The 24,575-nt window shown below is 53.7% G+C and carries 21 protein-coding genes; 8 read left to right on the top strand and 13 right to left on the bottom strand.

Annotated features, from left to right (window positions below; all coding sequences use genetic code 11):
- Positions 1–367 precede the first annotated feature (367 nt).
- The 3 genes from CWM52_RS12395 to CWM52_RS12385 all read right to left on the bottom strand — a co-directional run bounded on the left by CWM52_RS12395 (position 368) and on the right by CWM52_RS12385 (position 4,532).
- Positions 368–1,720 (bottom strand): carbohydrate porin, encoded by a 1,353-nt coding sequence (locus CWM52_RS12395; protein ID WP_100684390.1) that lies wholly within the window; start codon positions 1,718–1,720, stop codon positions 368–370.
- Positions 1,721–1,838: 118 nt separating this feature from the next.
- A complete protein-coding gene (locus tag CWM52_RS12390) occupies positions 1,839–3,272 on the bottom strand; it encodes a glycoside hydrolase family 32 protein (RefSeq protein WP_100684389.1) in 1,434 nt (477 codons plus the stop codon).
- A gap of 18 nt (positions 3,273–3,290) precedes the next feature.
- Positions 3,291–4,532 carry an MFS transporter gene (locus CWM52_RS12385; RefSeq protein ID WP_100684388.1) on the bottom strand — a complete coding sequence of 414 codons (1,242 nt, stop codon included), beginning with the start codon at positions 4,530–4,532 and terminating at the stop codon, positions 3,291–3,293.
- A gap of 245 nt (positions 4,533–4,777) precedes the next feature.
- On the opposite strand from CWM52_RS12385, the gene CWM52_RS12380 reads away from it, so the two are divergent.
- Positions 4,778–5,773 (top strand): LacI family DNA-binding transcriptional regulator, encoded by a 996-nt coding sequence (locus tag CWM52_RS12380; RefSeq protein WP_100684387.1) that lies wholly within the window; start codon positions 4,778–4,780, stop codon positions 5,771–5,773.
- Here CWM52_RS12380 and CWM52_RS12375 read toward each other — a convergent pair whose 3' ends face one another.
- A complete protein-coding gene (locus CWM52_RS12375) occupies positions 5,774–7,192 on the bottom strand; it encodes a sugar porter family MFS transporter (RefSeq protein WP_100684386.1) in 1,419 nt (472 codons plus the stop codon).
- A gap of 377 nt (positions 7,193–7,569) precedes the next feature.
- Positions 7,570–8,331, bottom strand: coding sequence for a 2-dehydro-3-deoxy-D-gluconate 5-dehydrogenase KduD (kduD, locus tag CWM52_RS12370; RefSeq protein WP_100684385.1), 762 nt, complete (start codon positions 8,329–8,331; stop codon positions 7,570–7,572).
- 536 nt (positions 8,332–8,867) lie between these two features.
- Here kduD and CWM52_RS12365 point away from each other — a divergent pair.
- Positions 8,868–10,043 (top strand): oligogalacturonate lyase family protein, encoded by a 1,176-nt coding sequence (locus CWM52_RS12365; protein ID WP_100684384.1) that lies wholly within the window; start codon positions 8,868–8,870, stop codon positions 10,041–10,043.
- Between the two features lie 218 nt (positions 10,044–10,261).
- Here the strand turns inward: CWM52_RS12365 and CWM52_RS12360 are convergent, their stop codons facing one another.
- The 3 genes from CWM52_RS12360 to CWM52_RS12345 all read right to left on the bottom strand — a co-directional run bounded on the left by CWM52_RS12360 (position 10,262) and on the right by CWM52_RS12345 (position 13,376).
- Entirely contained in the window at positions 10,262–10,957 is a 696-nt protein-coding gene (locus tag CWM52_RS12360) for an oligogalacturonate-specific porin KdgM family protein (RefSeq protein ID WP_100684383.1), read from the bottom strand.
- A gap of 253 nt (positions 10,958–11,210) precedes the next feature.
- Positions 11,211–12,389 (bottom strand): acetyl-CoA C-acetyltransferase, encoded by a 1,179-nt coding sequence (locus CWM52_RS12350; RefSeq protein WP_100684381.1) that lies wholly within the window; start codon positions 12,387–12,389, stop codon positions 11,211–11,213.
- A 105-nt stretch (positions 12,390–12,494) separates the two neighbouring features.
- Positions 12,495–13,376 (bottom strand): LysR family transcriptional regulator, encoded by an 882-nt coding sequence (locus tag CWM52_RS12345; RefSeq protein WP_100684380.1) that lies wholly within the window; start codon positions 13,374–13,376, stop codon positions 12,495–12,497.
- A gap of 140 nt (positions 13,377–13,516) precedes the next feature.
- Between CWM52_RS12345 and CWM52_RS12340 the strand changes: the two genes are divergently transcribed.
- From CWM52_RS12340 to CWM52_RS12315, 6 genes are all read left to right on the top strand, one after another.
- Positions 13,517–13,978, top strand: a complete 462-nt coding sequence (locus CWM52_RS12340; RefSeq protein WP_100684379.1) for a multidrug/biocide efflux PACE transporter — start codon at positions 13,517–13,519, stop codon at positions 13,976–13,978.
- Between the two features lie 133 nt (positions 13,979–14,111).
- Positions 14,112–15,341 (top strand): amino acid permease, encoded by a 1,230-nt coding sequence (locus CWM52_RS12335; protein WP_100684378.1) that lies wholly within the window; start codon positions 14,112–14,114, stop codon positions 15,339–15,341.
- 115 nt (positions 15,342–15,456) lie between these two features.
- The gene (locus CWM52_RS12330; protein ID WP_100684377.1) at positions 15,457–16,323 is read left to right on the top strand and encodes an aldo/keto reductase family oxidoreductase; all 867 of its coding nucleotides are present in this window, start codon (positions 15,457–15,459) and stop codon (positions 16,321–16,323) included.
- Between the two features lie 413 nt (positions 16,324–16,736).
- Positions 16,737–17,432, top strand: a complete 696-nt coding sequence (locus CWM52_RS12325; RefSeq protein ID WP_100684376.1) for a flagellar brake protein — start codon at positions 16,737–16,739, stop codon at positions 17,430–17,432.
- 4 nt (positions 17,433–17,436) lie between these two features.
- Entirely contained in the window at positions 17,437–18,012 is a 576-nt protein-coding gene (locus CWM52_RS12320) for a response regulator transcription factor (protein ID WP_100684375.1), read from the top strand.
- A 133-nt stretch (positions 18,013–18,145) separates the two neighbouring features.
- Positions 18,146–18,862, top strand: a complete 717-nt coding sequence (locus tag CWM52_RS12315) for an EAL domain-containing protein (RefSeq protein WP_100684374.1) — start codon at positions 18,146–18,148, stop codon at positions 18,860–18,862.
- A gap of 46 nt (positions 18,863–18,908) precedes the next feature.
- On the opposite strand, the gene CWM52_RS12310 is transcribed toward CWM52_RS12315, so the two are convergent.
- The 5 genes from CWM52_RS12310 to CWM52_RS12290 all read right to left on the bottom strand — a co-directional run bounded on the left by CWM52_RS12310 (position 18,909) and on the right by CWM52_RS12290 (position 24,451).
- Entirely contained in the window at positions 18,909–19,496 is a 588-nt protein-coding gene (locus tag CWM52_RS12310) for a fimbrial protein (RefSeq protein WP_416308807.1), read from the bottom strand.
- A 77-nt stretch (positions 19,497–19,573) separates the two neighbouring features.
- The gene (locus CWM52_RS12305; RefSeq protein WP_100684372.1) at positions 19,574–20,557 is read right to left on the bottom strand and encodes a fimbrial protein; all 984 of its coding nucleotides are present in this window, start codon (positions 20,555–20,557) and stop codon (positions 19,574–19,576) included.
- Complete coding sequence (locus CWM52_RS12300) at positions 20,548–23,034, bottom strand: fimbria/pilus outer membrane usher protein (RefSeq protein WP_100684371.1); 2,487 nt, start codon at positions 23,032–23,034, stop codon at positions 20,548–20,550. Before CWM52_RS12300 ends, CWM52_RS12305 begins: the two co-directional genes overlap by 10 nt.
- Before the next feature lie 11 nt (positions 23,035–23,045).
- Positions 23,046–23,747: a molecular chaperone gene (locus CWM52_RS12295; RefSeq protein WP_100684370.1), complete on the bottom strand. Its 702-nt coding sequence runs from the start codon at positions 23,745–23,747 to the stop codon at positions 23,046–23,048.
- Positions 23,748–23,842: 95 nt separating this feature from the next.
- Complete coding sequence (locus CWM52_RS12290; protein WP_100684369.1) at positions 23,843–24,451, bottom strand: fimbrial protein; 609 nt, start codon at positions 24,449–24,451, stop codon at positions 23,843–23,845.
- Between the last annotated feature and the right edge of the window lie 124 nt (positions 24,452–24,575).

The following is a 24,575-nucleotide window of genomic DNA, read 5'->3' as shown; positions in this document are numbered from 1 at the left end:
CCGCAATCTTGTACCTGGTAGCCCGGGTAAGGCGTTACGCCGCAACCCGGGAAACCTTGTCGTCATTCGGCACCGCCCCCGGCTCGCGCTGCGCTTAGCCGGGCTACCGGTTCACCGCCGTCTGCGGGCCCCTGGCCCGGTTAAGGCGCATTGCGCCGCAATCTTGTGCCTGGTAGCCCGGGTAAGGCGTTTACGCCGCAACCCGGGAAACCTTGTCGTCATTCGGCACCGCCCCGGCTCGCGCTACGCTTAGCCGGGCTACCGGTTCACCGCTGTCTGCGGGCCCCTGATCCGGTTAAGGCGCATTGCTGCGCCGCAATCTTGTGGTAGCCCGGGTAAGGCGTTACGCCGCAACCCGGGAAACCTGTCAGAAGAAATATTTAAATCTTACCCGCGCACCGTAGCGTTCATCGGTATTGCCGCTTTTTGCCGCCGATGAATCCAGCCATGACGCATACGCGCCGAGATAAATATTAAAGTTCGGCATATCCATGATATTCGGCAGCTGCCATGAGGTATGAATGGTATGGATGTCATAGCGCCCCGGCGTCAGAATCGCGCAGTCGCCATCGCACTCCGCGCTCACGCCGGACATATTGAACTTATCGATTTTGTTATGCGCATAGATATAGCCCAGCTCTACCCGATGCCATAATGCGTTGATACCGGCGCTGAAATCTTTCTCATCCGCCGCATCAAGATAGGCGGAGCTCAGATTCACCACCGCCCCATTTTCGGCATCGGTTTTCAGCGTGTTCCAGCTCATGGTCATCCCGTAGCCGGTGCGGCTGGACTGATCGATCCAGCGGCCATTCTGGTTCTGATAGCCGTAAGCATTATTAACGAGGTTGCTCTCCATGGCCGCCGCCACCGACCAGGCCCCGGACTGCCAGGCCGCGACCGGACGCACGTACACCACGTTTTTACGGTTATCCAGCGCGTTGCCGTGATAGTTTTGATCCACAAACAGCGAACTGCCGTCCTCCACCAGCGTATTCAGCTCAAAATACCAGTTATCGCTGTTTTTACTGAGCAGGAAGTTGCCGCCGCTGCTGCTACGCCCGCGCCCCTCTTTCATCATGTAGATATAGCCGTAGCCGTCGCTGTACAGATCGTTGGCCGTATTGCCGGAATATTCAATAAAGGTATCCTGATTCAGCGGGAACATATCATAGGCTTCAAAGCGCCCGACCTTTATTTTCCAGTCATTTTCACGACCGAAGAAAAATGCCGCATCATCAAGATTCATTTTTCCGCGCAGATCCGCCAGTGGCTGCACGCTGAATCCGGCATATTTTCCGTCAGCCCCTTTACGCAGGCCATCAAAACCCAGCAAGATTCGGCCATTAATATCCCAGCGTTCTTTATTTCCCGGCGCCCAGTCTTTATTAGCCGAGGTTTTTACCGACGTCAGGCTGCCGGTCCGACTGGCGCCATCCATATTAAACTCAACGTCACCATAGAATTTTAACTCGCCAAAATCATTAAGCTGCAATGTCGGCTTCTTCGCCCCGGCGGCGGCCGTCACCGCCGCGGCCGGCGGCTGCGGCTGTTGCTTCAACGCACGAATCTCCGCCTCCGCGCTGCTCGCCCGTTGCTCTGTCGCTTTCAGGCGCTGCTCCATCTGCGCCAGCCGCTCTTCAAGCGAAACGGACTCCTGCGCACTCACCGCGGGAATCAATATAGACGTCAGTAAACATCCGACCCAGATATTTTTCATCGGCAAACCCTTTATTATTATTTCAAGGAAGGTACTTTTATTTATGGTAAAACCGGCGACAGCGACAATAATAACCCGCCCGTCGCCACGAACGGGTTATTAACAACATTATTTTAATTTATTCTAATTGCCAGGCACCCGCTTCCGATAATAAAGCGGTACCGCTCCAGGAAAATAAGGATAATTCCCGATGCGCCGCCTGCGGATAAATACGGCTACTCAGGCAGGCCTCGCCATCATTAACAAATACTTCGACTGAAGAGCTATCAAAGAACAGACGCAGTTTTAACGGCGATGTCATCGAGAGCGGGACACTCCGTACGCCGCACAGACCGTGCTGCGGATAGTGTCGCTCCAGCACCAGGCGCTGCATCTGCGCATCAACGTAGACCCGCAGCCCCTCGCCGAAGCTCAGCCCATACTGTTCTGCCGTACTGCCCGCGCAGTCCCAGTGCAGGATCACCTCCATCGCCTCACCGTTTTCCGCCATCAGCGACCGTTGGTTTTTCAGCGTGCTGACCGGCCACGGGAACCAGGCTCTGCGCAGGCACTCCACCTCTTTCGCCGGACGCATCTGCAGACGGTTATCGGCGCTCAACGTCAGCTCACGCGGCAGAGAGAGCATACCTGCCCAGCCATCCTGCTGTTCCGGCAGCGGTGATTCCCACATGTCCAGCCAGCCGATAACGATGCGGCGCCCGTCGGGAGCGAGGAAGCTCTGCGGAGCATAAAAATCATGGCCATGGTCCATCTCAACAAATTCACCTTCCCGGACAAACGGCTGCCCGGGCTGCCAGTCGCCGAGCAGATAGCCGCTCTGGAACAGGTTACGGTTGTGATAGCCCTGTGCTGCCAGCCCCTGCGGAGAGAACATCAGCACGCGCTTACCGCCGAGGGGGAAGAAGTCGGGGCATTCCCACATAAAGCCCATCTTATCTTCGGCTTCATCAAGGATCCCTTCGTCATGCCACTGGCGCAGATCGGCGGAACGATACAGCCGTACCTGACCGGTATCGCCAACGCGGGCGCCGACGATCATGTACCAGCTATCCCCTTCGCGCCACACTTTCGGGTCGCGGAAATGGTGCAGGCCCGGCGGGGTATCCAGCACCATACCCTGACGGTCAAAATGAATGCCGTCGCGGCTGGTCGCCAGACACTGCACCTGATAAAGGTTGGCTTCGTCGCTGGGATCGCCGTGGAATTTATGTCCGGTATAGATCAGCGCCAGCGTATCGCCATCCACCACGGCCGAGCCGGAGAAGCAGCCATCTTTATCCTCCGGCCCTTCCGGCGCCAGCGCCACCGGCAGGTGTTCCCAATGGACTAAATCCTTGCTGCGCGCATGACCCCAGTGCATCGGCCCCCACTGCGTGGAGTAAGGATGATGCTGATAAAAGGCGTGATACCAGCCGTCAAACCAGACCAGACCATTGGGATCGTTGATCCAGCCCGCGCGGGCGGCGAGATGGTAGCGTGGATACCAGCGCAGGTTTAACGTCTCGCGTTTCGCCTGCAGTTCCTGTTCAGCGTTAGCAACGGTGTACATCATATTCTTCACTCTTTTCATTCAGATAGCGGAGGGTTGCGACATCATCGGATCGGAAGATGAACGACTGGATCGCAACAAGAAAATGGAGATAAAGGTGGTGCAGAACACCAGCAGTCCCATAATCAGATAGGACTGGGCGAAGCCGTATTTCTCATAGCTGTAGCCCGCCAGCGGCGACAGCACCGTAGCAATCACCGAGCTGGTGCAGGCGAAGCCCACCAGATACAGCGTGGAAGAGAGGCGTTTATCAAAATTTAAGCTGTTGTATTTAAAGATGGCGACCAGCAGTACCGGCAGTTCCACCGCATGCAGCAGCTTGGTGATGGAAATCAGCAGCGGCCCTTCCACCAGCCCGGAGGCCACCATGCGCATCGCCATCACCATCCCGGCGAAGATCAGACCGTTTTTCGCGCCGATGCGGTTAACCAGCCACGGCGCGCAGAACATCCCGGCGGCTTCAAGGAACACCTGGAAGGAGTTCAGGTAGCCGTACATCGCGTTGCCTTCCTGCAAGGTCGCAAACTGGGAAGAAAAGTAGACCGGGAACTGCTGGTCGTAAACGCCGTAGATACAGGTGCCAATCACGAAGAAAACCAGCGCCCAGAAACGCGGCAGGGTCAGCAGACGCAGGGCGTCTTCCAGCGTCACTTTACCGCCGGATACCGCTTCCTGCATGGCGTGCGGCGCGGAAGAGACCCGCAGTCGCGCCAGCAGAATAAAGAACACCAGGCCGGAACCGCTGGCGACCGCAAAGTTGAGTTTCGGGTTAATGTTAAACAGCAGCCCGGCAAAAAAGGTCGCCACCGCCCAGCCCAGCGAGCCCCACATACGCGCCCGACCAAACTCAAACTGGCTCTGGCGCGCCACGCGTTCGGTGTAGGATTCGAGGACTCCGATACCGCCGTTAAAGGTTAAGCCGATATAGATCCCGCCAAAGATACTGCCGAGCAGCACGTTTATTTTCAGCAGATAACCAAACAGCAGATACGCCGGTCCGGAGAGGATCAGCAGCACGGTGATATACCAGAGCAGATTTTTACGCAGCCCGAGTTTGTCCTGGATAAAGCCGTAACACACCTGGGCAAACAGCGCTGATACGGAAAGCACGGCATAGATGATCCCGGTATCCCCCGGCTTAAGCCCCACTTCCTGGTGCAACCAGATAGAGAGCAATGAGCCGGAAGAGGACCAGGTGACAAAAAAGAAAAACAGTAACGCACTGAGTAACGGATAGCTGTGAGAGTGATGGGCTTTCATCATGACTTTCTCGTGTAGGGGTAATGCATGCAATGGTAACGTTAACAAAAAACATAAATCATGCCGTTTTACTGAGATACATGATGTTAATCACAAAAGTTAACGTTAACATAACAGAGGTGCGATCGCGATCAAAGAATCCGCTCCACTGACAGAACACGGCGTGCGATAGAATATCGTATGATCCTTTTACATCAGCGACTTAGTTGTATAGCCTGTTGCATGGCGGCAACGGTGGAGTGGGAAATATGGCATCCTTGAAAGATGTGGCAAAACTGGCAAACGTATCTCTGATGACGGTTTCACGGGCGCTGAACAACCCGGAACGTCTGAAACCCGAAACGCTGGCTCGCGTTCAGTCTGCTATCGAGCAGACCAACTACGTCCCCGACCTGTCAGCCAAGAAAATTCGCGGCGCGCGCGCCACGCCGAATACCATTGGCGTCCTGGCGCTGGATACCGTCACCACGCCGTTTTCGGTTGAGATCGCGCTGTCTATCGAAGAGACCGCCCGCGCGCACGGCTGGAACAGCTTCGTGGTGAACATGTTTTCCGATGACAGCCCGGAAAACATCGTCGACCTGCTGCTCTCCCACCGCCCTGACGGTATCATCTACACCACCATGGGGCTGCGCCAGGTGCCTGTTCCGGCCAAGCTGCTGACGCTCCCCTGCGTCCTCGCCAACTGCGAAAGTCTTAACGACCCGATCGCCAGCTATATTCCTGATGATGAACAGGGTCAGTACGTCGCGGTAAAAGCCCTGCTCGCCGCAGGCTATCGTAATCCGCTCTGTTTACACCTTCCGGCCAACCATCTCGCCACCGTGCGCCGTCGCCAGGGGCTGGAGCGCGCCTGCCGCGAAGCCGGTATCGACCCGGATACGTTGGTGCACAGCTATATGGCCTTCGGCGATCAGCACTACCATGATATCCCCGCCGTGGTGCAGAGCCATCTCCGCGAGGGAAAACCGCGATTCGATGCGGTTATTTGCGGTAACGATCGTATCGCCTTTATGGTCTACCAGACGCTGCTGGCGCAGGGATTGCGGATCCCGCAGGATGTTGCGGTGGTGGGCTACGATAATATGGTCGGTATTGGCGATCTGTTTTTACCGCCGCTGTCGACGGTGCAGCTGCCGCACTATGATATCGGGCGCCTGAGCGCCCTGCATATTATTAACGGCGATAGCCATCGGGAAACGATACGCGTAGCCAGTCCGTGGCTACCAAGAGCATCCCTGTAATTAATTACCGATGTTGCGCAGCTTTTCACCGGACATCAGTCGGCGCTCGATGTGTTCGAGCGTGACGTTTTTGGTTTCCGGAATCAGCCAGAACGTCACGCCGATAAACGCCACGTTCAGCGCGGTATAGAGCCAGAAGGTCCCCGCCGCGCCAATGCTGTCCAGCAGCGTCAGGAAGGTGGCGCCGATAATCATGTTCGACACCCAGTTGGTGGTGGTTGAACAGGTAATGCCGAAGTCGCGGCATTTCAGCGGCTGAATTTCCGAACACAGGATCCATACCACCGGCGCGGCGCTCATCGCATAGCCCGCGATACACATCATGGTCATACCGACGGAAAGCCAGGACAGGCCGCGGGAGGCGGTGCCGTTATCAAACTGCATCAGGCAGTAACCCAGCACCAGCGTACCGATAGCCATCACGCTAAAGCCGATTTTCAACGCCGGTTTACGCCCGGCTTTATCGACGGTAAAGACCGCGATAAAGGTCGCAAACATAAAGGTCAGACCCACCACCAGCGTGGCAATCATCTGCTGCTCAGTGGTGGTGAAACCGGCCATTTTAAAAATACGCGGCGCGTAGTACATGATGATATTCATGCCGGTAAATTGCTGCATCGCCTGCAACAACATGCCAAGAAATACCGCGCGGCGGACGTTGCGATTGATCTTAAACAGCGCCCAGCCGCCTTGCTTCAGCTTCAGGCTTTCGCGGATTTCATTAAGCTCATCACGGGCTTTTTCCGAGGTATCGCGCAGCATGCGCAGCACCTCTTCCGCTTCGATATGGCGTCCTTTTTCCGCCAGCCAGCGCGGACTGTTCGGCAGGAAAATCACCAGAACGATCAGCAGAATCGCCGGCAGCGCCAGCACGCCCAGCATCGCCCGCCAGTTACCGCTGTAGCTGAATGCGGTATCGGACAGGAAGGCCATGACGATCCCCAGCGTCACCATCAACTGATACATACTGATCATCTTGCCACGCACGTTTTCACTCGCCATTTCAGAAAGATACAGCGGCGCGGTATAAGAGGCGATGCCCACGGCGATACCGAGAATGATCCTCGCTGCCAGCAGCATTTCGACGCTTGCGGCAAACGCCGATCCGATTGACCCGGCCACAAACAATATCGCCCCCGCCATCAGGCTGTATTTACGCCCCAGGCGGAAGGAGAGCCAGCCGTTGAACAGCGCGCCAACCGCCGCCCCCAGCATCATGCTGCTGACCACCCACTCCTGCAGTCGGCTGGATAAGACAAAATGATCGGTAATAAAGGGCAGCGCCCCGGCAATCACCCCAATATCGAGGCCAAAAAGCAATCCAGCCACCGCAGCGGCAATAGAAACAAACTGATTCATACGTCGGGTATCACGCTGGCTACGCGCCAGCACCGTCGAGCCGTCACTGATTGAGGTCATTTTTTTCCTGCCTGAGCAAAGTAAGACATGCAGTGAAAGTACGCGATCGGTGCGACAAGGTGTCAGGGATGAGACGTCAAAAATATGGACTAAATTGCTGGAATGACTTGTTTTGTGATGGACATTAAACTTTCTATTATTCCCGATTCATCAATCCATTTTCATTAACCCCTTTTATCTATTGGGATGTTGATGAGAGCCCGATGAAATGATATGGACGATTTTTAAATCCATCACCATATCAATATGGATAATTAATGTTCATCTTTCATCACCATTGCGTCGGTTGCCGCATCGGGAAGTGGCCTGCCCCCCGCCGCCAGCAATAAAAAAACCCTGCCGTCAAAGCAGGGTTTATCGCCTGTCGCCGCGCTGGCTTAGCGCGCCAGCCAACCGCCATCGACCGCCACGGTGTAGCCGTTAATGTAATCCGCTGCGCGGGAAGAGAGGAAGACCACCGGCCCCATCAGATCGCCCGGTAAACCCCAGCGCCCTGCCGGAATGCGGTCAAGAATTTCCCCGCTGCGCTGTTCATCGGAGCGCAGCTGCTGGGTATTGTTGGTTGCCATATAGCCCGGCGCAATCGCGTTGACGTTGATGTTGTACTTCGCCCATTCGTTCGCCAGCAGACGGGTCACCCCCATCACGCCGCTTTTTGATGCGGTGTAGGACGGTACGCGAATGCCGCCCTGGAAAGAGAGCATCGACGCGATGTTAATAATCTTGCCGCCGTTACCCTGGGCAATAAAATGCTTCGCCGCCGCCTGGGACATAAAGAACACGGTCTTGATATTCAGATCCATCACGTCATCCCAGTCTTTCTCGCTGAATTCAAGGGCATCCTGACGGCGAATCAGACCGGCGTTGTTGACCAGAATATCGATATGGCCAAATTCGGCCACCGCGCGCTCCAGCAGTTGAGGAATACCATCAATCTGGCGCAAATCGGCGGTCAGGCTGAGGAAACGACGTCCCAGCGCGGTGACGCGCGCAATCGTTTCTACCGGCTCGACAATATTAATGCCGACAATATCGCAGCCCGCTTCGGCCAGACCGAGTGCCATACCCTGGCCCAGCCCGGTATCACAGCCGGTGACAACCGCCACTTTACCCTGTAGAGAGAATGCATCGAGTATCATACTTTGTTCCTTAATCTTTCAGAGCCCGTACAACACAGGCAAGGTTCTATTTGTCCGATCCGCATCCCTCACGGTTGCTTACGCCAGGGAAAACGCTCTGGGTATGACCCACCTAAAAAATAAAACATAGTTTCGTTTTACTGTTGTCGACATCTTACCTTCGGGGAAAGTCGTTTTCAATTTTTATTAAAACAACGTTTCATATTTTTGTGGTCTGTTTAGCAAAAATGCAAAACAGATCGCCAGGCGAGAGACGGGAAAAGAAATAAAAATGATAAAATACAATAAATTAATTGACCTTTGAAAAATGGCGACAAAACGCAAAAAACGGGTATGAAAACAAAGTCAGCCTCGGTAAAGCGGAAGAAAGAGCAAAAAAACCGCGATCCAGTGCAAGATTTTATAGTGAATTGCGTTCGTCATCACAAACAATGAAACGATGTTTTGATAAATTAACACCCATCTTTTAAATAGACTTCCCTGGCTATACGTCCCCTGCCAACAGACGACATCGCGGGAAGGAAAAGGAGTACATCATGGCTAAAGGCATGCGGGTAAAATTGAATTATGCAGTCAGTCGCGATCCGGATACCGGCGCGGAGATCACCCGCTTAACCCCTCCGGAAGTCACCTGTCATCGTAACTATTTCTATCAGAAGTGCTTTTTTAATGACGGTAGCCACCTGCTGTTCGCCGGCGAGTTTGATGGCCACTGGAACTACTATCTGCTAAATATCGCGACAGCCGAGGCCGTACAGCTCACCGAAGGCGCCGGTGATAATACCTTTGGCGGCTTCCTCTCGCCGGATGACTCCACGCTCTATTACGTGAAAAACGACCGCACGCTGCTGGAAGTCAACCTTTCCACCCTCGAGGAACGTCAGGTCTATCGCGTCCCGGATGAGTGGGTCGGCTACGGTACCTGGGTCGCCAACAGCGACTGCAGCAAACTGGTCGGCATTGAGATCGCCAAAAGCGACTGGACGCCGCTTAACGACTGGCAGATTTTCCACGACTTCTTCCATAAAGGCCCGCGCTGCCGTCTGCTGCGCGTTGACCTGCAAAGCGGCGAAAGCCGCGTTATTCATGAAGAGAAAAAATGGCTGGGTCATCCTATCTATCGTCCGTTCGATGACAATACCGTCGCTTTCTGCCATGAAGGGCCGCACGACCTGGTCGACGCCCGGATGTGGATGGTCAACGAAGATGGCAGCCACGTGCGAAAAGTCAAAGAGCATGCCGCTGGCGAAAGCTGCACGCACGAGTTTTGGGTCCCGAACGGTTCGGCGCTGATTTATGTCTCCTATCTGAAAGGTCAGCAGGGACGGACGATTTATCGTTTCGATCCGGATACCGGCATCAATACCGCGCTGATGCAAATGCCCGCCTGCTCGCATCTGATGAGCAATTTCGACGGCACGCTGTTGGTTGGGGATGGCTCTGGTACGCCGGTGGATGTCAAAGATACCCGCGGCTACACCATTGATAACGACCCGTATCTCTACGTCTTTGATGTTGCGAAACAGGCTTACTTCCGCGTTGCCCGGCATGATACCTCCTGGGCGACGGTCGCCAATAGCCGTCAGGTCACCCATCCGCATCCTTCGTTTACGCCGGACGATAGCGCGATTTTGTTCAGTTCGGACAAAGACGGGAAACCGGCTATCTACCTGGCGAAACTGCCAGCGCACCCGGAGATGCTACAGGCGTAGCATCCGTATCGTTTTTGAGTGTGTTTCTGTTACTGGCCTTGCCCTCCTACACGGGGGGCTTTTTTGCTGCATGTGACCCGCCCCTCCGCAGGCCCTCGCAACAACGCGAGCGGCAAAACACGCTTTCACCTCAATCAACGCGAAAGGAAGCGCCGCCGGACCACAAAAACAGAAAACCCCGGCTGACGGCTCCGGGGTCATGACGGAAGAGGGTTTTATCAGAAGCTGTAAGCTACCCCGACGCGGAAACGGGTCTGGCGATCGCTGCGATCATTTACGCCCACGTTGCCCACTTCACCATATGGCGCCCAGTTTTTGTCCAGCTTATAGGCCAGCTTCACGTTGTACTCCTGGGAGTACGGCTTGTTGTCGTTGCGCTTCACGCCCTCGGTGCTGCGGGCATAAACATAGTTCAGCTCGGTACGCCAGTTGCCCATCACAAACCCGGCCCACGCATCGCCACGGTTCACTTTATCGTCTTCTTTACCGGCGTTCGCCGGGTAGCGGGTATAGTCGTAGCGATAACGAGCTGCCACGTAGAAACCATTATCGAAGCTGTACTGGACGCGCAGATTGGGTTTGTAGATTGAGCGGCTATCGTTGCTCTCAATATTAAACCCCGGCGTCACGGAGAAGTTCTGATTCGCCTTCCACTGCCAGCTAATAGTCTCTTCGTGGCCATTGCCGACAAAATCTGAATACGGCTGCGCGGTATTATCGCCGCCTGACTTCCACTTCGCCTCAACGGAGAAGCCGAATCCGTTGGCAAAGCGATGGGAGACCGAGACGCGGTCGGCATTGGTTTTATCCGTCTTACCTCCATCAATAAATTCATGACGCAAATCAACCGTGACGGCGGAAGCGGAAAAGGCTGCGGCACAGAGCGTAGCAAGGGCCAGAGATCTTGCAAACATAGGGCACCCCTTCAAAATTAAAATTATGTTTCTATTTTATGAAACTTTATTTTATTTTTTAAGGAATATAGTTTTAGTGATCAAGATCGTAATTATTTGTTTCAAAAAACATGGCACAGCAGGACGTGACCACGCTCAACAAAAAGGGCCTTTATCGCCCCTTTTTCGCTGAATTTTCCCGGTTCTGCGGGAAGAAAAACCAATAAAAAAGCCTCCGCAAGGAGGCTTGAGAAGCAGGTAAAGCAAAGAGGGATTAGGCGCGTTCTACCGCCAGCGCAACGCCCTGGCCGCCGCCGATACAGAGCGTAGCCAGCCCTTTGCGGGCATCGCGTTTAATCATCTCGTGCACCAGAGACACCAGAATACGACAGCCGGATGCCCCGATGGGATGGCCCAGCGCAATCGCTCCGCCGTTGACATTGACCCGGCGCTCATCCCATTCCAGCACTCTGCCGACAGAAATCGCCTGGGCGGCAAATGCCTCATTGGCCTCGATAAGATCGACCTCATCGAGCCGCCAGCCCGCCCTTTCCAGACAGCGGCGCGTCGCGTGTACCGGCGCGATCCCCATCAGTGCCGGATCGACGCCGACGCTGGCAAAAGCGCGGATCCGCGCGAGGATCGGCAGCCCCAGCTCCTGCGCTTTCGATTCGCTCATCATCATGACCGCCGCCGCGCCGTCATTGATGCTGGACGCGTTGCCCGCGGTCACCGAGCCCAGCCGATCGAAGGCGGGTAACAGGCTGGCCAACCCTTCGGCGCTGGCATCGACCCGCGGCTGTTCATCGGTATCAACGGTGCGCGGCACCCCGTTCAGCTCGGTCATCACCGGCACAATCTCGTCGCGAAAGCGCCCTGAATCAATCGCCCGCCGGGCCTTATGCTGTGAACTCAGCGCCCAGGCATCCTGCAGCTCGCGGCTGATACCATATTCACGCGCCAGGTTTTCCGCCGTGACTCCCATGTGGTAGTCGTTGAAGGCATCCCACAGGCCATCATGAACCAGGCTGTCAATCAGCTGGCTGTTGCCCAGCTGAGCGCCGGTACGGCTATCGGTGAGAACGTGCGGCGCCCGGCTCATATTTTCCTGGCCACCGGCAATCACCACGTCGGCTTCGCCGCACTGGATTGCCTGTGTCGCCAGATGCAGCGCCTTCAGTCCGGAACCGCAGACATCGTTAATCGTAATGGCGGAAACGGTATTCGGCAGCCCGCCGCGGATCGCCGATTGACGGGCCGGGTTTTGCCCGGTCCCCGCGGTCAGTACCTGCCCGAGGATCACCTCATCAACACGTTGCGGATCGATGCCGGTACGTTCCACCAGCGCCTTAACCACAAGACTGCCCAACTCTACCGCAGAGTGGCGCGACAACGTCCCCTGAAAACACCCGATAGGGGTGCGCAACGCACCAACGATTACGACATCTTTCATCCTCTACCTCTGCCCTGCCTCTGCGCAAAGAAACAGCAACATAGTAGAGAATTGTTATCAAAAAATTTCGCAATTGTTTAAAAAAAGTGAGACAAATCACAAAGATTAGCCCCGCGTGGCGGGTTCCTGGCGCTGTAAATGCTGACGCAGCCAGCTTCCGGCTTTCCCCGGCGGCGCCTTCTTATTCCACAGTAAATCAACGGAAATCGCCCGCGGCCAGCCGGGAATGTTCAGCGCCACCAGCGTGCCTGAACCGGCAAACTCCTCCACCAGCGCGCAGGGTAAAATGCACCATCCCAGCCCCTGTACCGTCATGCTGAGCAGCAGTAAATAGTTCGGCGCCGACCAGACCTGCCCTTTCGCTGGCTCCAGCGAGCTGGCCAGAAAAGTGCTCAGGCGTAGTTCTCGCCAGCTATGCAGCTCATCCCAGGCGACCCGTCCCTGTGCCGCCAGCGGATGCGCGGGGGCCACGTAGATAGCCATCGCCGTTTGTAACGGCAGGCGGGTGCTGCCAATCTCCGTCGGATAGCTATCCCTGGCCTCAATCAGCCCCACCTGCGCGCGCTCCTTCTGCAACAGGTCAATGACATCCTCATCTTCCCCTATCAGACACTCAAACTCGGTGTGGGGAAAACGACTATCGAACTGCTGCAGCAGATCCTCCAGCACATCCGGGTGCAGCGTATCGGAAAGCACAAACGTCAGGCGCGCTTCCGTTTCATCAGACAGGGAAATAGCCAGCTCATCGAGCCGATCGCTGGCCGCCAGAATCGCTTTGACGTAACTCAGAACCTGTTCGCCCTGTGGCGTCAGCGTGGGATGGCGGGTCGTGCGGTCAAACAGCGCGACGCCCAGATCGGCTTCAAGGTTAGAAATGGCGGTGCTGATGGTGGACTGGCTTTTGCGCAGCCGACGGGCGGCGGCGGAAAACGACCCGCAGGCCACGGCTTCAACAAATGCGGTGAGAGCTTCAGGAGAATAGCGCATGAACTATCTACTTTATCGATGGAATCCATCTTTTTTTTATCATATTTATCCATAAAATGCGGAGGAATTTCTCAGAATCGGTTCTCTCCCTGTCGCAGAAGAACCGGTCAGAACAACGGCTTTTTCGGAGGTAGCAAGCCATGCAACAGAACACATTTCAGCGCAAGACGCTGACAGAGCGCATTATCCATGCGGTCAGTTTTGAAGGACTCGCCACGTTAATTCTCGCCCCGACCGCCGCCTGGCTGATGCAGCGTTCGGTTCTTGAAATGGGTGGGTTGAGCGTGCTGCTCGCGACGCTGGCGATGGTATGGAACCTGATATACAACGCCGCTTTTGACCGCCTCTGGCCGGTATCTCGCGTGGCGCGGACCCTGAAAGTCCGCGCGCTGCACGCCATCGGCTTCGAGTCCGGGTTTATTGTTATCGGGATCACCGCCGTGGCGCTGCTTCTCGGGGTCTCGCTGATCCAGGCGTTTATGCTGGAAATCGGCTTTATGCTGTTCTTCCTGCCCTACACCATGCTGTTTAACTGGGTATGGGACACGTTGCGCGAGCGCGTACTGAAATATCGCCAGCAGCGGATCCTGGCGCGCAGCTAACAGTTCTTCATCGCCGGGAGGATGCCCGGCGCCCCCTGTCTTATTTGTCATCCGAAAGTATCGCAACGGCTCATTCATTGTTGTGGTAAATTACACTCCTTTTTTTTGTTCTTACGGTTGATAAATTCACACAATGTCTAAAATTTGGTCTAAAGAAGAAACTCTTTGGAGTTTTGCCTTATATGGCACTGCCGTAGGCGCTGGCACCCTGTTTTTGCCGATCCAGCTGGGGTCTGCTGGCGCCATTGTTCTGTTCATCACCGCGCTGGTCGCCTGGCCGTTAACCTACTGGCCGCACAAAGCGCTGAGTCAGTTCATCCTCTCCGCGAAAGCTGCGCCCGGCGTCGGGATCACCGGGGCGGTTAACCATTACTACGGCAAGAAAGTGGGTAATCTGATCACCGCGCTCTATTTCCTCGCCTTCTTCGTGGTGGTGCTGATTTATGCCGTGGCCATCACCAACTCGCTCGCCGAGCAGCTGGCAAGGCATACGCCGATTACCCCCGTCGTTCGCGCCATGCTAAGTCTGGCCGTGGTCATGGTGTTGAACCTGATCTTTTTGATGGGTCGCCATATCACGATTAAGGTGATGGGTTTTTTGGTGTTCCCGCTGATTGCCTGCTTCCTGTTCTTGTCTCTCTATTTAATCGGCGACTGGCAGCCTGAGCATCTCACCAGCCAGTTGCAGCTGACCTCACAGACCTTTCACCAGGTCTGGATCTCGATTCCTGTGATGGTTTTCGCTTTTAGCCATACACCCATCATTTCCACTTTTGCTGTCGATCAGCAGGAGAAATATGGTGAGCTGGCGATGGGTAAATGCAAAAAAATCATGAAAGTGGCCTATACCATCATCTGCGCCAGCGTGCTGTTTTTTGTCTTCAGCTGCCTGCTGGCGATACCGGTCTCCTATATCGAAAACGCACGTAACGAAGGGGTGACCATCCTCTCCGCGCTGTCGATGATGCCAGGCTCCCCGGCGTGGCTGTCGGTAACAGGCATCGTGGTCGCTGTCGTAGCCATGTCGAAGTCATTTCTCGGCACCTATTTTGGCGTGATTGAAGGCGCCAGCGAAATTGTGAAAACGTCGCTCAATCAGGTCGGCATTCGCAAAAGCCGCGCCTTTAACCGCGCGATGTCGATTCTGCTGGTCTCGACGCTGACGTTCATGGTTTGCTTTATCAATCCGAACGCCATTTCCATGATCTACGCCATCAGCGGCCCGCTGATCGCCATGATCCTGTTCATCATGCCGACGCTGTCGACCTATATCATTCCCGCGCTCAAACCCTACCGTTCAGTGGGTAATTTCATCACCCTGGTGGTCGGACTGCTGTGCGTTTCGGTCATGTTCTTTAGCTAATCTTCCCCTCTGCGGCGGCGGTTATCACCGCCGCCGCACGTTCTGCCAATATTCCTGCCATCCGGACTTCTTCGCCAGGTTTACACTTAGGGTTTGCACATCAGGGGGAGTCGTCATGTCCAGCGTAAAATTATCCGGAAGCGGAACATTAGGTCAGCGCCAGGTCTATCGTCTGGGCTACGGAGCCATGCAGTTAGCTGGCCCCGGCGTATTCGGCCCGCCAGCCGATCCGCAGGCCGCTATCCGTGTCCTGCACGCCGCGGTAGAGGCGGGAGTCAATCATATTGATACCTCCGATTTTTACGGCCCGCATATTACTAACCAGCTGATTCGCAAAGCGCTCCATCCTTATGCCGACGATCTTTGTATCGTGACGAAAGTCAGCGCACGTCGCGATGAAAAGGGCAACTGGCTACCGGCGATGTCGCCTGAGGAGCTCACGCAGGCGGTGGAAGATAACCTGCGTAATCTGGGGCTCGATGTCCTGGAGATCGTGAACCTGCGCAGTATGCTTGGTACCCACGGACCGGTAGAAGGTTCGCTGGAAGCCCCGCTGACCACGCTGCTTGAGCTTAAAGAGCGTGGCCTTATCCGCCACATCGGCCTTAGCAACGTAACCGCGAAACAGGTGGCCGATGCGCAAAAGATGACGCCCGTTGTCTGCGTGCAAAACCAATATAACGTCGCCAGTCGCGCAGACGATGCGCTGATTGATGAACTTGCCGCACAAAATATTGCCTACGTCCCTTTCTTTCCGCTGGGGGGATTTACCCCGCTGCAGGCCCAGGAGCTGAACGACGTTGCCGCCGCGCTGGAGGCGACGCCGATGCAGGTTGCGCTCGCCTGGCTGCTGCAGCGTTCGCCTAATATTCTGCTGATCCCGGGCACCTCTTCGCTCCAGCACCTGCAGGAGAACCTGGCCGCAGGCGCGTTAACCCTGCCTGCGCAAGCCATCGCTACATTAGCGAAACTGCAGCGCTGACCCTCATCGGCACACCTGTGCATTTCCCTGTGCACAGGTCCGTGCCAGACGCCATTTTCTCTCCGGCTATTTGTCTGGAATTAGCCCAACGCGGCTGGCACTATATATCCTAAAAACGGCGATATGTTTGCACTATTCTGCGCTCAACAACCCTATATATAGCATTGATTTATATCCTTTTGACAAGTCTCCTTATTGGGGACTTTTGTCGTTTATGCCTTCCCCGGAATTTTTTCAACGCTTAATTACAGGAAAAACAATATCTGATTCGACGTTTATACAAATCAATTTGGCGATAAAGATAGCTAATAACATCGGACGCTCATAAAAACATCTGGTTAATGCAATCAGAATGTTGGTATAGGCATAAGAAAAATTAACTACACACAATAAAAAATCAACAAGGATTTTACATGACAGAGGGAACAATAAAGACCAGTCGGTATGAAATCATTGCTATTTTCAGGGAGGAACTGAGAAAACGCTCCGGGATAGAGATTTTCTTTAATAACAAAAACATCATGACCCAGATTACCCGGGTAGATTTTGCTGAGTTCCATATCGTCACCCATAGCAAGATCCCACCCGGACATAAATATAAATTCATCCTGCATAGTGATTCAGGAAAGATTGAGTTCAGTTCGACGCAAAAGAAGAGTTATAACACCGATGCGGAGCGCGGCAATAAAGTCTCCTTTGCCTTACCGGAATGCATTCACGTGGTACAAAGACGCCGCGCCCCCCGCATTCGGCTGCACCACCGTTATGACTTTTTTTGTCGTGGTCGACACAGGAATGGCGAAAACTATCTTTTCGAGATTAAAGATATTTCGGATGGCGGCTGCGCACTGATGGCGAAAAGCCCGAATCTGAAGTTCCTCACACATAATTCAATCCTCAAAAATTCAGTTCTGTCTCTGGCTGAGTATGGTGAAATCACCATTGATTTAGCCATTAAAAATGTTGTTGAAATGACCTTCGATGAAGACAGTGAAAGCTATCACCAGGTTTCCTGTCAGTTTAAATTCCGCCACCGCGAAGATAAGATCAAAATAGAGAAAATGCTGCTCGATTTGATTCTGGAAGCTAAGCGAAAAAAGAGAGTCTGACCCCTTGGACAGGATATTTTTGTATACCGATGATAATTTAATCGGTCAATCAATTCATAGGTATCTGCTTGATAAAAATAAAGACATTACCACCTTCCGTTATCAGGATATCACTCAGGGGGCAATCGCTCCCCTGTCTGGGATCGTTATTTTTAACGTCATTCATAAGGACTTTTCTGCTGCCAACACGATGTTATTGCTCAACAATATGCGCTGGTGTCTTCTGCACTGCACCCGGGTAATCCTGGTGGTCAGAAGCGATATCGCCAGCCTGTTCAGCGAGTTAATAACTATAGATAACACCATGATTATTACAGAAAAAACATCATTACACGATTTTTATCGCGCCGTCAGCGCAAGCGCAGACGGCGGCGATTTTTCCCTGCCGAAGAAGCTCTCCGCCAGAGAACGCCAGGTGCTGGAGCTGACCATGGCCTGCCATAACAACAAAAAGATTGCCAGCCTCCTGAATATTGACCATAAAACCGTTTACAGCCACAGGATTCATATCATGCAAAAACTAGGCATGCAGAGCTCGCGGGCGATGCACGATAAAATCGTCGACATGTATCAATGCTAGAAAAACCATACCCCAATCACAACCGGACAATTAATTGAAAGGTTACTTTTAATAAACATTCCAAACTGCAGGTATGTCACTTATAATATTTTCACCCTGCAGTAATGTTCTGTAAAATTCCTGATACGAAAAAATGAACGCTAAAATATTTTCTGACCATAACTTATCCCGTGACGACATCTCTGTTCGCTATGTTTTTCAAAAAATGTTCTCTCCGCAGGACACCCTCGTTGCAGTGGAATGTTTAAGCCGCTTCGACTCTATTCCTGTGGCCCCTGAATTTTTCTTCCTTCATGCCAATGCAGCGCTCCGTGAAAGTATTTTTATGGAGCAACTGGCATTGATTGAAAAGCATCAGGCATGGTTTATTGATAATGGCATTTCCGCCACAATCAATGTCGACGATCATATTCTTGGCATTTTGCACCAGCCGCAAATCGAAGCCTACATTAACCATCTGAAGTGTGTGCATTTTGAAGTTACGGAAAATGCCAAAGGCCTGCTTAATAATGCATTAGCCAGCTGGAACGGTCCGCAGACGTCCACATTGTGGCTCGACGATTTTGGTTCTGGTTATGCCGGCATTAGTGCTATTCGCAGATATCATTTTGATTATGTCAAAATTGACAAAGATTTATTCTGGCACCTCATGCAGAAAGAATACGGACGACCGCTGATGGATGCCCTGGTGACCTTCCTTTCACGCAATAACCACAATGTTATTATTGAAGGTGTCGAGAGCGAAGCGCATAAAAACTGGCTGCAGGGAATGGAGTGGTTTGCTATTCAGGGTCATTACTGGAAAGAAGTCAGCATTGAACAACTGGTTCAGGAAAAGGTTAGCGCATAAAAATACCGGGGTCATGCGGTATTTTTATACGCTAAATACCGCACGCTTAATTATACACCAGTTCCCAGGTTGCCCAGCTGGTCAGTGGACCGGTGGTCGCCTTTTCCGGGGACGGCGTGACGTAGCCGATATAATAAGTAAATACGCCGCCATTAACCGATTTTTCAACAATCGGTACGCGGTTTTGTTGCGGATCGGCGGGGACAATTTTATTACTCTTATCCAGCGTATTGTTATCATTCGTTGACAGCGCCAGATAGATATTCCGCGCCCCATCCGGTAGCGTGTTCGCCAGATAGCCCGCATTTTCATTCGCGACAGCTTTGATCGTAAATCCATCAATCCAGCGCACATTCACCGCACGAATCTCATTTTTATCCGCCGCGCCGCCATCGTGGCGGAGCTGGCAATTCGACAACTCAAGCGTGAAAGACTGCGGCTTCATAAAGGCGCCGGCCCCGCGGTCGTGGACTTCCGTCAGGTTCACCGGCGCCAGCCAGACGTTGCCGCTGCCGGCATTATTACCGCCGTTAAGCGCGACGCTGCAGGAGATATCCGTTACCCGGCCAACAAAATCAACGCGTCCGTTATCATAATTGGTCATAAAACCGTAGGCCGACGAAGCGGCAAGCATCGCGCCAGCGACGGCCAGCCTGATGCATTGTTGGCTATATGTGCCACATCCATATTGCTTCATGCCCGCCTCCTGAATTAATCGTACGTCAGGTTAAAGATCATGTGCGATTCCACCTCGCCGGTGCTCGTGGCCGCCGCATACTGATAAAAACGCGCAAAGAAAGGCAACGTGATGTAGCGAGTTTCCTGATTGTTTAAGGTACCGATGTTGTACTTTTTGTTGAACTCAACCGGCACGCCAGATTTCAGTACCTGGATCCCAATCCCTTTGGCAATAGAGCTACCGGCTTTTTCGTTCAACAGCGCTCCCCGCGTGACGGTAGTGCCGGTTGCCAGAGTACCCGAGAATGAGGCTTCGATATTGGCATAACCGGATGCGCTTAGCCCGCCGCTGCACTGCAGCTCAATATTAAAATTTTTGCCGCCGGCGTAGGTGCCAACGCCGTTTAGATCGCTGCGCTTAATGGTCCCGACATTAACGTTCATATTCTTCCCGCTCAGTACCGTACAGGACGGCGAGACCACGGTTATGGCATTGGCGCTCAGAAACGTCACCAGGATCGGGTTATTACCGTATTCCCAGTCATAGGAGGTATATTTGCCCGCCGCCAACGTACCGCTGCCGGTGACGCTCGCGGTTTTAATGACCTCCAGCGTAAAACGCGACCCTTCAAGAGAAAAATTCCCTCCCCCTGTCGTAAACGAACCGGGATAGACAATATTGACTGTTGAACCACCGCGACTGAAACGCAGTCCGATGCCAGGTACATTGGTGGAATAAACTTTGTTTCCCAGATCAGTGACCCCTGGAGCAACAATGCTGGCTTTGAAAACGGTGGTACCGGAGCATCGATAGTTAACGCCAGTTCCCGCAGGCATGGTCCAGTTTTGTGTGGCGATGACGCTCCCCACGGCTAAATCAGGATTCACAACCACTCTGCCTATGGCCATATCCAGCTGAACCGTAGGTGCCGGGCCACGGGTACAGGCAGCCCAGGCGGAGGTGGTTCCCAGCACCAGCAAGCCAATAAAAAGTGTCAGTCGTTTACTCAGCGACATAGCGTTTCCTTTGTTTTTGCCTGACTTAAATTTACCGAACACTGTCCACCGCTCCACTTAACGGTCGCGCGCTCAACGCTGGCATCGCTGATAAACATCATGCTGCCCTGGCCGACAACGCCAATCTCTTTGCCGCTCGGATCAAAAATGCTGGCAGCGAACGGTAGCGGCTGGTTATTCGCCTGACGCGCCTGAATCGTCATGTTGTTCTGTACCGTGGTGCCGAACGAGACCTTCACGACGCTGCCTTCCCACGGCACCACCTGGGCCACGGTACGATCGAAGGCAATATCATCCTTGCTGCCCTTCGGGTCGATCTCGATGGCGTTAATCCGGTACGGGCGCAGATAAGGCAGGATGGCATAGCCGTTGCTGTCGACGCGGGTACCCGGCGAGCCTGGCAACATAGCGCCTGCGGCATCTTTGGCTTCAATCAGCGCCATGGTGTTGCCGCTCTCCGGTGAGAACACCACGCCATGACGATGGGCAATAAGCGTCCCGCTGGCGCCCAGCCCGCTCTGCCGGTAACCTTCGCCCTGGCTATAGCTACCGTTAAGGGTGGTCCACGGCGTGCGGTAGCTGCCGTTTAAGGCGACATCATGCTGACCACCGCTCGCCGCCGTAGTTGAAATGCCGTAGTTGAGGTTGTTCTCACTATCCAGCGAGCCGTTGATCCCTATCTGCGAGCTGCTAAAGCGCGAGTTATTAAACGAGGTATTCGACGTCAGGTTGGCGGTACGGTTTTCGCCAAACCACAGCGGATAGCTGAAGTTCAGCGAGATGCGATCGTCACGCCGGTGGCCGGAATTATCCGGCGTATACACGCGCTGCGCGCTGGCTGACCATGAGAGGCGACCGAACATATTGTTGTAGCTAAGCTGGTACTGCTTCTCGGTACCCGAACGGTTCCAGTAATCTGCAATCTGGCCGCTGAGATAAAAACCGCCCCAGCCGTCCGGCAGGTTCTGGTTAACGGTGAAGGTCATCCCGTTTTTCTGCCGCCACAGGGTATAGTTGCTATTGCGGTTCTTCTCCTGATCGACGGCATACAGCGCGTCGTTCAGGTTATAGTAGCCTTTCGTGGAGTAGCGGTACGCCGCCAGCACGATGCTGGTCTGGGTATCGGTAAACATCCGGTTAAAGGTGGCGCGATAGCTCTGCCCTTTTTCATCGAGGGTATCGCTATTCAACCGCGACTGGGTAATGTCAAATGACAGCGCGCCAATACCGGTATTCATCCCGGTACCCAGCAAAAACGCCTGATAATCATCAAAACCCGTCACGCCGGTGTAGCCGGTAAACATGTTGCTCAGGCCACGCTGCCAGGTGGCCTGGTAGAGCATAGGCTTATTGCGCAGCGAATTATCATCGACTTTACCGGCCGACAGCGCATAGCGGGTCATGCCGGGACGCAGCAGCTGCGCCACCGACGCATACGGCACGCTGAAGACCTGCACCGATCCATCGGCCTCTTTTACCGAAACCTCAAGGTCGTTACCGTATCCGGACGGGTAAACATCCTGCAAAGTGAAAGGCCCCGGCGGTACCGTGGTCTGATAAATAATATTGTTGCCCTGGCGCACCGTCACCAGGGCGTTGCTCTGCGCGACGCCGCGAATTTCAGGCGCATAGGAGCGCATCCCGTCCGGGAACATGTTGTCATCGGTTGACAGATTGACCCCACGCAGGCCAATGGTGTCGAAGAATTCGCCGTTGGTAAATATCTGCCCGCCGCTGACAATCGAGTTGATTTGCGGGATTGGGCGCTGAAGATAGGTCTGGTTGCTGTTCCAGTGCGCCTTCCCCTGCTGCTGCTGCCAGTTGAGGTTGCCGATATGCTTGAGCAGCCAGCCATCCCACGACAGACCGGCATTCATGCCGAGATAGGCGCTGCTGTTATCCGAACCGTTCGCCGCTGAGCTGTGGCTGGTCCAGGTGTTCGCCATCCAGCCAAGATTGAGCGCCGCAATGCCTTTATCCCAGAATTCCGGGCTGACAAAATTTTTCAGGCGTTGATCTTCGTAGATTTGCGGTACGGAAACTTCCAGCCGCAGAGAGGACTGTATCAGGTTATCTTTGACGTTTTCTTCATTACGCCACTCCTTCAGACGTCCACAGTAACCTTCCTGCTGGCTGAGCTGAGGATTGAGCTTTTCTGCCGAAATGCCATAGCGCTCAAGCATGTCACGGGTGTAGCAGATCCCCATGTTGCCATCTTTATCGCGGGTGACATTCAGCTCATAGCGCCCTTTCCACTCATTGTTGGTATACACATCGAGCGAATAGGTCCCTTCCGTAATGGCGCTGGCAGAGAAGCGAGACAGATCGACCTTTTCCCGGCTACCAACGATAAAACCATCGTTAAACTGGTAAACCGTTCCCGCGCTTTCCTGTCCGCTGGAAAATGGCGGAAAGCAGAACAGCGCCACGGCGATCGCTGTACTTAATCTTCCCGGGCAGATAGACCTCTGCTTCATGATAGTGTCCCTTATTTAACGGTTACTTTCACTGCCACATCTGCGCCATAGTCATTGATATTATTGATAGTCAGGGTCTCGCCTCGGCTCACGGAAGAAGAGAGGGCCACGGTCTGACTGGACTGCGGAGCAAGCATCACCGTTTTGCTGTTCAGGGCTTGACTGCCATCGCGGGAAATACGGCTTACGGTGAGATAAAATGGCGTAGGGTTGCTGATTGACAGACTGCTCCCGCTGGCTGAAAGCGCTAATTTCTCCGGCGCCGCGTCGCGGTTACCCAGCCCGGCAGGACGGTAGATGAACTTAAAGCGCGAACGGATCGCCAGTTGCAAAATGTTCTGCCCTTCATTTTTTTTATTAGCCTCTACCGGTGGGATTTCCAGCAGATTCAGCCACCACAGCGTTTCTTTATTTTGCGCCAGTCCGGCGGCGCTACCCAATTTAATACGTAAAGTCTGGCCGCTCTTTGCATCGACGCGTGAAATCGGGGGCGTAATAATAAACGGTGTGGTAATCGTATCCGGCGTAGCATCGGCATTGCCGTTATCCAGCCAGGCTTGCGCCAGCGCCGGACGGTCTGCGGTATTAGAAAGCTGTACCGTTATTTCTTTTTCATTTCCCGGATAAATAAAGCGGGTGCCGTTGACAATAATATTATTGGCACTGGCCGCAAAACTAAAAATGAAACAGAAAAAAAGGACAATATGCTTCATGCTGACCTCAGAAGAAAAAAAATAAGCGGCAGCAATGGCCGCTTTATCATTGTTTTAAACCGCCTGGAACAAGGCGGTTTTATTTCTGGCGATAATTACTGGTAAGTAATTTCGTAGGTCGCGTAGCTGTTAACCACACCGGTAGTTACAGTATTCGGAGTACTGGTCGCGTAACCAACGAAATAAGTGAAGCGTGCGCCATCCTGAACGGCAGAAGAATCACCGGTAGCTTTAGGCTGAGTGCTGTCGCCCGGGATGATTTTGTTGCTCAGGTTGGTCGCAGCGTCAGTAGACAGAACCAGCTGGATGTTTTTCGCGCCAGCCGCTTCGGTGTTAGCCAGGTAGCCAACCTGCTTGCCCGCTGCGCTTGCCAGCAGGTTACCGCCGGTCCAGTTCACGCCCAGTTTGCTCACGTCATCCTGCTTAGTACCGTCGGCAGCCTGACAGTTGGAAACATCGATGGTGAACGATTTCGGTTTCAGGTAGGTGTCTGCGGTGGCAGCTTTCACTTCGGTCAGCGTAACCGGAGACAGGTATACGTTAGCATCGCTACCCTGGCCGTTGACGGAAACAGTACAAGATACATCGGTAACTTTACCGAAGAAATTAACCTGGCCACCACCCACGGTAGTATCAGCAGCGTTCGCTGCGGTCATACCGAAAAATGCTGTTGCCATCGCTGCAGAGAGAAGAACCTTTTTCATTGCCATTTCCTTGTCAGAGTGAGTTTTATATCAATGAACCAACAGTAAATCTGCACAGAGTCAGAAGCGTTATGCGATGCTCACTTGTGCAACTGTGAATAGAAACTTCGACTGACCGGAAGCC

The organism is Raoultella sp. T31 (genome assembly GCF_002806725.1).
Classification (GTDB): Bacteria; Pseudomonadota; Gammaproteobacteria; order Enterobacterales; family Enterobacteriaceae; genus Klebsiella; species Klebsiella electrica.
Note: the sequence above shows the minus strand (reverse complement) of the source record. Positions and strands in the feature narration are given on the sequence as shown.